Origin of the sequence: Nostoc sp. CCY0012, from assembly GCF_963920855.1 — a bacterium.
In the GTDB taxonomy this organism is placed as follows: Bacteria; Cyanobacteriota; Cyanobacteriia; order Cyanobacteriales; family Nostocaceae; genus Cyanocohniella.
In genome coordinates this window covers 1-8691 of the sequence record NZ_CAWUDM010000170.1, presented here as the reverse complement: position 1 = coordinate 8691, position 8691 = coordinate 1, and the positions used below count along the sequence as shown (strand labels likewise).

Annotated in this window: 9 protein-coding genes and 1 pseudogene; 4 read left to right on the top strand and 6 right to left on the bottom strand. The window is 42.7% G+C overall.

Going from position 1 to position 8691, the window contains the following annotated elements:
- The 3 genes and pseudogenes from ACM0OS_RS27405 to ACM0OS_RS27395 form a co-directional block, all read right to left on the bottom strand.
- Nucleotides 1-577: pseudogene (locus tag ACM0OS_RS27405) on the bottom strand (type I secretion system permease/ATPase); the annotation flags it as partial.
- Complete coding sequence (locus ACM0OS_RS27400) at nucleotides 526-1284, bottom strand: peptidylprolyl isomerase (protein ID WP_414546334.1); 759 nt, start codon at nucleotides 1282-1284, stop codon at nucleotides 526-528. The pseudogene ACM0OS_RS27405 and the gene ACM0OS_RS27400, both read right to left, overlap by 52 nt.
- A gap of 158 nt (nucleotides 1285-1442) precedes the next feature.
- Nucleotides 1443-2249, bottom strand: coding sequence for a TIGR00297 family protein (locus ACM0OS_RS27395; protein WP_414546333.1), 807 nt, complete (start codon nucleotides 2247-2249; stop codon nucleotides 1443-1445).
- Nucleotides 2250-2683: 434 nt separating this feature from the next.
- On the opposite strand from ACM0OS_RS27395, the gene ACM0OS_RS27390 reads away from it, so the two are divergent.
- Nucleotides 2684-3115 (top strand): VOC family protein, encoded by a 432-nt coding sequence (locus tag ACM0OS_RS27390; protein ID WP_414546332.1) that lies wholly within the window; start codon nucleotides 2684-2686, stop codon nucleotides 3113-3115.
- Here ACM0OS_RS27390 and ACM0OS_RS27385 read toward each other — a convergent pair.
- Nucleotides 3045-3713 (bottom strand): esterase/lipase family protein, encoded by a 669-nt coding sequence (locus ACM0OS_RS27385; protein ID WP_414546331.1) that lies wholly within the window; start codon nucleotides 3711-3713, stop codon nucleotides 3045-3047. The genes ACM0OS_RS27390 and ACM0OS_RS27385 overlap by 71 nt on opposite strands.
- A 431-nt stretch (nucleotides 3714-4144) precedes the next feature.
- Between ACM0OS_RS27385 and ACM0OS_RS27380 the strand changes: the two genes are divergently transcribed.
- A complete protein-coding gene (locus ACM0OS_RS27380; RefSeq protein ID WP_414546330.1) occupies nucleotides 4145-4648 on the top strand; it encodes a hypothetical protein in 504 nt (167 codons plus the stop codon).
- Nucleotides 4649-4677: 29 nt separating this feature from the next.
- Here the strand turns inward: ACM0OS_RS27380 and ACM0OS_RS27375 are convergent, their stop codons facing one another.
- Both ACM0OS_RS27375 and ACM0OS_RS27370 read right to left on the bottom strand, forming a co-directional pair.
- Complete coding sequence (locus ACM0OS_RS27375) at nucleotides 4678-5748, bottom strand: tetratricopeptide repeat protein (RefSeq protein ID WP_414546329.1); 1071 nt, start codon at nucleotides 5746-5748, stop codon at nucleotides 4678-4680.
- 37 nt (nucleotides 5749-5785) lie between these two features.
- Nucleotides 5786-6493 (bottom strand): 16S rRNA (uracil(1498)-N(3))-methyltransferase, encoded by a 708-nt coding sequence (locus tag ACM0OS_RS27370; RefSeq protein ID WP_414546328.1) that lies wholly within the window; start codon nucleotides 6491-6493, stop codon nucleotides 5786-5788.
- Nucleotides 6494-6571: 78 nt separating this feature from the next.
- Between ACM0OS_RS27370 and ACM0OS_RS27365 the strand changes: the two genes are divergently transcribed.
- Entirely contained in the window at nucleotides 6572-7528 is a 957-nt protein-coding gene (locus ACM0OS_RS27365) for an alpha/beta fold hydrolase (protein WP_414546327.1), read from the top strand.
- A 30-nt stretch (nucleotides 7529-7558) separates the two neighbouring features.
- Nucleotides 7559-8656, top strand: a complete 1098-nt coding sequence (locus tag ACM0OS_RS27360; protein WP_414546326.1) for a TRAP transporter substrate-binding protein — start codon at nucleotides 7559-7561, stop codon at nucleotides 8654-8656.
- The last annotated feature ends 35 nt before the right edge of the window (nucleotides 8657-8691 follow it).

The following is an 8691-nucleotide window of genomic DNA, read 5'->3' as shown; positions in this document are numbered from 1 at the left end:
GGGGAATGGGGTGGTGGGGTGGTGGGGTGGTGGGGCGATGGGGTGAAAGTGTTTCCTGGTATTCATCAGGGTAAGCGATCGCCTGCGGTGGTAAACTATCTGACAATGCTGTTGTTCTTACCCCTTTGTCCCCTTCCCACCCTAGCCAGAACTCTTCAATCTGGGGAGTGGAAAATTCTGCCCATAGTGCTGTATCCCAACACACTACTACTACTTCTTTGCTAGCAGCTATGGCTTTACACTCCACAGCTACTTTATGTAAGTCACCAAACCAATCCCCTGCTTGTAAAGCGGCCAAAGGCTTACCTTCTTCTTCTTCTCGCAAACGGACTTTACCAGTAAAAATGAAAAATTGATAACCGCCTGCTTCAGTTGACCAGAGTTTGTCCCCAAGACGATACTGACGGATCTGTGCTTGACTTTGCAAGTGGGATTTTTGCTCGGTAGTCAGCCAACATAAAGGGGGTTGGTTCCAGGGAATTGATTCGAGAGCGTTTGCTTGTAAAGATGGATTATTCAGAATATTTAGCTCATTTGTAATTTGACCGTCAGCTTTTGAATTTTCTCGACTAGCCATTTTTCAAATAATTCATTTTGTAGTACTTGCTTGAGTTGAGTATCGTCTAAAGACGCGGGCAAAATTTGTTCTACTCGAAACAAACCATAACGTCCATCGATTTCTACTGGCCCGAGTAATTGTCCGGGGTTCGCTACATCCACAACTGCCCTTAATTTATCTGGCATTGTTCCTCGGCTTACTGGCCCCATCATGCCGTTTACCATGCGGTCATCTGCTAGTGAATATTCTCTAGCTAGTTGTTCAAAGCTACCTCCTTCCTCGATTTGGGTTTGCAGTTCTTCGGCGAGTTCTCGATTATCAACAACAATACGAGAGACTATAACTCGATCCAAAAAAATCTTCCGCTCAATAAAGTATTCTGGGATTTTTGGTTCTGTCACCACAACTTTTAGTTTTTCTAATTTGAAGCCAAAAGCAATTGATTCATAAAAAGTGGCATAATCTGTAGCATTTTTTTGTAACCATTCCTGAAACACTTGGGGGTCAGTTAGTTGATTTTTGAGGCGGAAATCAATAATTGTCTGTTCTGTTAAAGCGGGACTGATTTGGATGTCATCTCGTGCTTGTATTTCTTGCTCAATGACGTATTGGCGGAGAATGTCACCCATGAAATGTGCTAATTTTCCAGAGGCTTGCAGATATTTTACTGCTTGGTTAATCGTAATTGCTTGGTCATTAACGGTCAAAAATGATGAAGATTCCATGAACTCAACCGATGGGGAACAGTAAAACTTTATAAACTACAAAATATACATTGGCAAGTTTAAAACTTTGACAATCATTAATTTCAACCATTGCATAGACGCACAACAACTGCACCAGCAAAGTGTTGTGTCAAAATGCTGGTAAATTTTAGACAAAACTAGGCAGTAAAAGCAGGAATGATCATTGTCCACAATAAGGCAATTAGCATAGCTGCGATCGCACCGATTAGTGTATTGAAAATATTAACTACTTCATTGGTTAACCAGTTATATTTAGATTGCAAAGTTGCGCCAATTACACTTTCTAAATTGGTGGCAATAAATGCTGCCAATACACACCACACTATTCCTAATAAATCAATCAAACCCACACCCCAGGCTAATAAGGCGATGGCAATTGAGGCTAAAATCCCCGCTAAAGTTCCCTCTAAACTAACTGCCCCTTCTGTACCACGAGGTACTGGTTGCAGTGTAGTAATTAAAAAGGTTCTTTTACCGTAGGCTTTACCTACTTCACTCGCTGTGGTGTCAGACAGTTTGGTACTAAAACTAGCCACATAGCCTAACAGCAGTAAGGATTGGGGAGTAGGGAGTAGGGAGTGGGGAGTGGGTATAAGTCCTGAATTGAGAATACCTATTCCCACAGCACACAATGCCCCTGTTAAAGCTGAACCCCAGACATTTTCAGGGCCTCTCGCTCCAGAACGCTTTTCAGCTATTCCTTCTGCTTCTTTTTGTGCCATGCCGATACGCGTTACTCCAGAACCAACTAAAAAATAGAACACCACTATGGCATATCCTTGCCAACCTAGAGTTCCCCAAATGAGGACTCCAAGTAACCCGGCGTGAAATAAACCGGCTGGGGTGAGTAGCTGTTTGGGAGCAATCCCCACTAAACCCAATAAAATCGTGTTTAATCCTATGGCTACTAACCAGGGATTTACAGGATCAATAAAAGATAACATCAGCAATGAATTATTGGTAGTTTGCTAAGAATATGAACAGAATAACCAATTTTAGAACTTGGGTGTTTAATTCCTGCCACTACTCAAGTCAGCTAACGCCGAGTTTCTATTACTGTTACGGATAGAGAACAGAAGAAACAGGGAAGACAACGCAAAAACTCTTTCCCCACTCCACGCCAATATCGTCACCAGGATATAAGCTCAATTTATATAAAACTGTGTGCAAATTGACCACAATTAGAGTTTAAGGTCATAAATTTATAAATAGCACCAACGAGCAGTCTCTGGGACAACTAAGGAATATGAATTAAATAACATGCAAGTCTAGTTTTTGACCTCACCCCGCCTTTGACTTGCGTCATCGTCTCCCCTTACCAAGGAGAGGGGTTGGGGGTGAGGTTCTGTATTTTATTAAATCCACATTCCTAACTACTATGAGCCAAACTTTATTTCACCTGGCTTTCCCCATATCTAATATTGCTCAAGCAAAAGCATATTATGTCGATGCTCTTGGGTGTATTCCTGGCCGTGAAAGTCCTCAAGCTCTGATTCTCAACCTTTACGGTCATCAGTTAGTAGCTCACGTCACCAAGGAAATTCTCTCACCGCAACGCACTATATATCCCAGGCATTTTGGACTCATTTTTCAGCAGGAACATGACTGGGAAAATTTACTAGAAAAAGCACATCAAAAACAGCTACAGTTTCGGGAATCACCGAAGAATCGCTTTGTTGGCTTGCCTTTGGAGCATCGCACTTTCTTTTTGGAAGATCCTTTTTATAACTTGATGGAATTTAAATATTACCGCCACCCAGAGGCGATTTTTGGAAGTTACGAGTATACCCAAATTGGGGATAGGGCTTAATCGGCTCTGCTAAAGCGTTGGTGACTGCGGCCAAACTCCTGGAGTCTGTCAGCATCCAGGAGTGTAATGCTACTGGCACTATTACCTCTTGTCCCAGTGGCATTTGTGAACTATTGGCCGGGACTATCATCAAATCATAAGGTGTCCATATGGACGTAAAATTTATCTGCTCTAACACTACTGCATCCGAGTTTAAATCTTGGATGAATGTACTGTTGGGACGCATTTGCAAACAGCCAGGGCGCTGGGAAGCATAGGCCACGACAGTTCCATGATGAGGTGAAGAGATAGTGATAAACCGCTGAACACGGTTGATTCCTCCCAAGCGTTGCACATAGTAACGGCTAACAATTCCCCCCATGCTGAAGCCTATAATATCTAAGGGTTCTTCTGGGGCAAAAGTAGCAACAATATAATCAGCTACTTGCTGTGCTAAGACATCAAGACCTCGATCACCATTATTGGGCAATAAATTTAGGGTATACACAGACCAACCTAGTTGTCTTAAGTAACCCGCCATTGTATTAAACACCGCACCTGTGTCTTCAATGCCATGTATTAATAAAACGGAGTTGCGCTGATAGTTTTTGGTATTCATCTCCTAAGTTTGCCTACATCAATTATGTAGAAAATTTAACCGAGTACTGCGATCGCCTGTAGATTTGTTATGACAGTTCTACCACTGGATAGAGACTAGAGGCTGAGGAAATATCGAAAAGCCTCTCTACAAGTATACGAAATATTAATTTTTGTTAAGCAGACTTTCATAATCTTGCCCTTAGTTACAGTAAAATTTAATAATTAATTCTCGATGTATCAAGGTTACGAGCGCTGGCAATCGTGGCTAGCAATCAGGGATTGAGAACATTTGCCCGGTAGTGTTACTACAATGTTAATTAGTTAATTAAGTACAAACCTATAAAGCTTGTCACTCTCATGGCATAGCTTGGCGCAAAAAAATGTAATATTCTGCCGTATTTTTTTACACTACGGCCAAGTTTACAAATATAACAGGCAGGAGCAATTCTCATGTTCGGTTTTATCAAAAAGTTAATCGCTGGTATTCTAGGTTTCATTACTGGGTTGTTACCAAAGAAAAAAAGTAACGGCTACTTTTTAGAGTTAGATGAAGCATCTGCTGGCAAATCTCCTCAGGCTGAACCTGCTAAGGCATCTCCTAAGGTGGCAGATAAACCAGCTTCAGTATCTAATGGTACAAAAGCAGCTGTAGTAGATTCACCAGAACCAGCACCGTCTGCCGCACTATCGGCAAAGACAGATGCACCTGCTGCGACAACAGCAAAAACAGCCACAAAAGCGAAAAAAGAAGAGCCATCAAAGAATGGTAAAGCGCCTAAAGCTGAACCTGCTAAAGTGCCAGCAGCAACCAAAGCTCCCCAGACACCAGTTGAAACTACGTTTGCGCCCAAATATCTTGCTCCTTCAGCTACTGGCTCTAATGGTCGTCGCCGTCCAGGTGCCAATATGAGTAATTACCTGGATATGGCACGTCAGGTGAAAACTCCTGGCTAAGTTTGCTCAAGCATAGGGAATGAATTTCCCTATTTGATTTTCAAAAAGATCAATCCACTATATAAATGAAACGCTGGGTCCCAATTAGTCTTTTCCCTACGAAATAGGTGAATGTGAGGCTGAATGATACCCAGCATTTCTGTTTGATCTAAAACTGTTTCTGCAAAGGGTGTGAAATCTGACCAAATTTTAGTTTTTGATAAATGTTGTTCTATCCATTTTAGTAAGCTATTCCAGTTAATTCTGATGGTATTTTGGCTAACTTGGGGTGTGATTTCTACACCTTGCTGAAATTCATAACCATGATCATAAAGTCGTAAAATGCAATTTCGTTCAGGTAAGTGTAAATCACAAAATTGGGCATAGTCTTGGGTTTGGGTTTTACGTTCTAATTGACGACGGGCATTGACATCAACCACTTCTTCAAAAATCGGTAATAGCCCCACTACCCGTGCTGAGACTTCTGACCATTGAAAACTCAGGGAACCAAGTTGATTTTCTTGGTTGCTGCAAATAACAGTTGCTTCTGTGTCAGACTCACTAAAGTATTTGACTTGAAAAACTTGAATTTTTTGAATTGCAGCAATTGTTGTCCAAAAGCAAGGTATCCCAGCTTGCTGCAACTGTGTACCATAAAATTCGAGTTCTCCTACTTGTCCAGTGCGATATCCTCTCCAACCGCGGCTGGGTAACACTAGCCTAGCTGTATATGGGTCTAGCTGCATAATTTGAGCAAATTTTGGTGCAGCTATGGTTTTTAGTTCATTAGTTAAAGGCTCTAAGACTAATAAACCTAATTCACTATTACTTGGTTGGGCTGTGGCTTTGGCAATGGCCCTTTGTCTTTCTTCTTGGGCGAGTTCTTGCAGCCGCTGCAACCCCTGACGTGCTTGGGTGACGATTTTGGTATTGGTAGTATTTCGTAACAGTTGCCGATAAATTTTCTCAGCATTTTGGTGCTTTTGTGTTACTTCATGCAGTCGTCCGAGATAAAACTGCACCCAAGGGTTTTCTGGTGATTCTTTTAACAACTGTTGGAGTAATTTAGCAGCCCTATGATAATCTTGACGCTCAAAGGCGCTGGCAACTTGTTCAATCATCTTTCATCTGACCCATACCACAAGAGTGATAATTTATTTATACTTCACAAGTTGCGGAAATTAATGATAATGCTACTACGGGTGCTGTAACTGCTCGCAGGATACGACGACCAAGAGATACAGGTTGAAATCCAGCTGCGATCGCACTGTCAATTTCGCTTTGAGTCCAGCCTCCTTCTGGGCCAGTCGCAACAATTATCTCTGTGGTGTCAGCAGCAATCACGTTTTTTAAGTGCGGATAATCGCCGCGAGCTTCACAAATATAACGCTGAGTTCCTTGATTAGCAGTAATTGCAGCCCTAAAAGTCATTGGTTCTAAAATTGTCGGCACAAAAGACCGCTCTGATTGCTCGGCGGCTTCGGCGGCTATGCGTCGCCAACGTTCAAGTTTTTGGGGACTGGGATTGAGTAAGGTGCGATCGCTCAATACTGGAGCAATACAAGCTACTCCCAATTCAGTAGAGACACGTACTATATCATCAAACCCACTGCCTTTAGGCAAAGCCACCATTAGTGTAATTGATACAGATAATTCCGTATCTACAGATAATAACTCTAAAACTTGGGCTTGCTCCCCTGCTAACTGCGCCAACCACCATGTACCTCGACCATCCATAGCAATAAAGCGATCGCCTGTATGTAGCCGTAACACCCGCCCTAGATAATGTTGTTGTTCTGGGGTCAAAAATATTTGCTGTTGTTGTAGTTGATCAGGTGCGATCGCAATGCGTTGTAGTTGGGCCATTTAAACCTTTGCGTTAAAAAATAAAACTAAACAAATGTCTATAGTGTTTCTTAGAAGCTGATAAATTCGGAGGAGAGTGTGACCACAACGTTAAACTGGCAACAGAGAGTTGGGAATCAACGAGATTGGGTTTGGCGGGGCTGGCAAACTCGTTATACTTATCTTCGACCAAGCAAAAATCACCAAAAAACACCGCCACTGATTTTACTACATGGTTTTGGTGCTTCCATTGGACATTGGCGACATAATTTAGAAGTATTGGGCGAACACCACACAGTTTACGCCTTAGATATGTTGGGTTTTGGTGCTTCGGAAAAAGCGCCTGTGAATTACAGCATAGAACTGTGGACAAAGCAAGTATATGAATTTTGGCAAGCGTTTATTGGTGAACCAGTCATATTAATCGGCAATTCTAACGGTTCATTGATTTCTTTAGCCATCGCCGCCGCCCATCCAGAAATGGTACATGGCATTGTGATGATGAGTTTACCCGATCCATCTTTAGAACAAGAAGCTATTCCGCCTTTTTTGCGCCCCATAGTTACAGGAATCAAAAAGATGGTTGCTTCGCCGTTGATCCTCAAACCTGTATTTAATTTTGTGCGCCAACCTAGTGTGCTGCGTCGTTGGGCTGGCCTTGCTTATGCCAATCCCGAAGCCATCACCGATGAACTCATAGACATTTTAGCTGGGCCTCCCCAAGACCGGGGTTCGGCGCGGGCTTTTAGTGCTTTATTTAGAGCTGCGATCGCAGTTAATTTTAGTCCTAGTGTCAAGGCAATATTACCCAAGTTAACCGTGCCGATGCTGTTGATTTGGGGAAGCAAAGACCGATTTGTACCCCCTATATTAGCCAAAAGATTTACTCAGTACAACGAAAAATTAGAACTACTCGACTTAGAAGATGTAGGGCATTGTCCCCATGATGAATGCCCAGAAAAAGTGAATCAAGTGATTCTTGATTGGATAGAAAAACATAGCAGCCAAGGTGATATTCAACAAATTACGACAAAATCTGATACATTACCCTATTAACTTCAAAAGTAATTAAAATAACCACAAATTATGAAACGCCGACAAATTCTCAACACAGCTGCGATCGCCACGGCAACTGCGGCCACTCTAGTTTCCTGTACGCGCACCGAAACAGCCGCGAATGTGCAAACTGGAATGCCAAATGTCAGGTGGCGGATGGCAACTAGTTGGCCCAAGTCCCTAGGGATTTTTAGCGGTGCTGATGTAGTTGCTAGGCGGGTGCGAGAAATGACAAATGGGCGTTTTAACATTACACCCTTTGCTGCGGGAGAATTGGTTCCAGGATTGCAAGTCATGGACTCAGTACAAGCAGGGACTGTGGAATGCGGACACACAGCTGGTTATTATTACATCGGTAAAAATTTAGCTTTAGCTTTTGCTACTTCCGTACCCTTCGGCTTAAATGCCCAACAGCAGAACGCTTGGCTATATCACGGTGGCGGACTAGAAGCCATGCAAAAAATCTATAGCGACTTCAATATTATTAACTTTCCGGCTGGTAACACAGGGGCGCAAATGGGAGGCTGGTTTAAAAGAGAAATTAACACCGTAACTGATCTCCAAGGTTTAAAAATGCGGATTCCCGGATTAGGGGGACAAGTCATATCTCGCATGGGGGTAAATGTGCAAGTGTTACCCGGAGGCGAAATCTTTTTAGCATTAGATCGGGGTGCAATAGACGCTGCTGAGTGGGTAGGCCCCTACGATGATGAGAAACTGGGTTTACAGAAAGCCGCCCAGTATTACTATTATCCCGGTTGGTGGGAACCAGGCCCGACATTAGAAGTATTGGTTAACCGTAACGCTTGGAACAAATTACCCAAAGAATACCAAGAAATTTTCAAGACAGCGACTCATGAAGCCAACATGAATATGCTCACTGAGTACGATTCCTTGAATGGCCAAGCACTTTCGAGATTAACCGCTGGTGGGACAAAATTAGTTTCCTTCAGCCCAGAAATCATGAAAGCAGCTCAAAAAGCTTCATTCGATTTCTTAGAGGAAAACGCCAGTAAAGATGCAACTTTCAAAGAAGTTTACGAACAATGGAATGGCTTCCGTAAACAAGTAGTTGAATGGAACCGCGTTAATGAATTAAGTTACGCCAATTTCGCTACCTCTAGTTAAGGGGGAGAAGAGGCAGGGGGGCAGGGTGCAGGGGG

Bases quoted from the DNA above. Each gene is read 5' to 3' on its own strand.
- ACM0OS_RS27385 (WP_414546331.1), bottom strand. From the start codon at position 3,713: ATGAATACCAAAAACTATCAGCGCAACTCCGTTTTATTAATACATGGC.
- ACM0OS_RS27390 (WP_414546332.1), top strand. From the start codon at position 2,684: ATGAGCCAAACTTTATTTCACCTGGCTTTCCCCATATCTAATATTGCT.
- ACM0OS_RS27400 (WP_414546334.1), bottom strand. From the start codon at position 1,284: ATGGAATCTTCATCATTTTTGACCGTTAATGACCAAGCAATTACGATT.
- ACM0OS_RS27375 (WP_414546329.1), bottom strand. From the start codon at position 5,748: ATGATTGAACAAGTTGCCAGCGCCTTTGAGCGTCAAGATTATCATAGG.
- ACM0OS_RS27395 (WP_414546333.1), bottom strand. From the start codon at position 2,249: ATGTTATCTTTTATTGATCCTGTAAATCCCTGGTTAGTAGCCATAGGA.
- ACM0OS_RS27370 (WP_414546328.1), bottom strand. From the start codon at position 6,493: ATGGCCCAACTACAACGCATTGCGATCGCACCTGATCAACTACAACAA.
- ACM0OS_RS27380 (WP_414546330.1), top strand. From the start codon at position 4,145: ATGTTCGGTTTTATCAAAAAGTTAATCGCTGGTATTCTAGGTTTCATT.
- ACM0OS_RS27360 (WP_414546326.1), top strand. From the start codon at position 7,559: ATGAAACGCCGACAAATTCTCAACACAGCTGCGATCGCCACGGCAACT.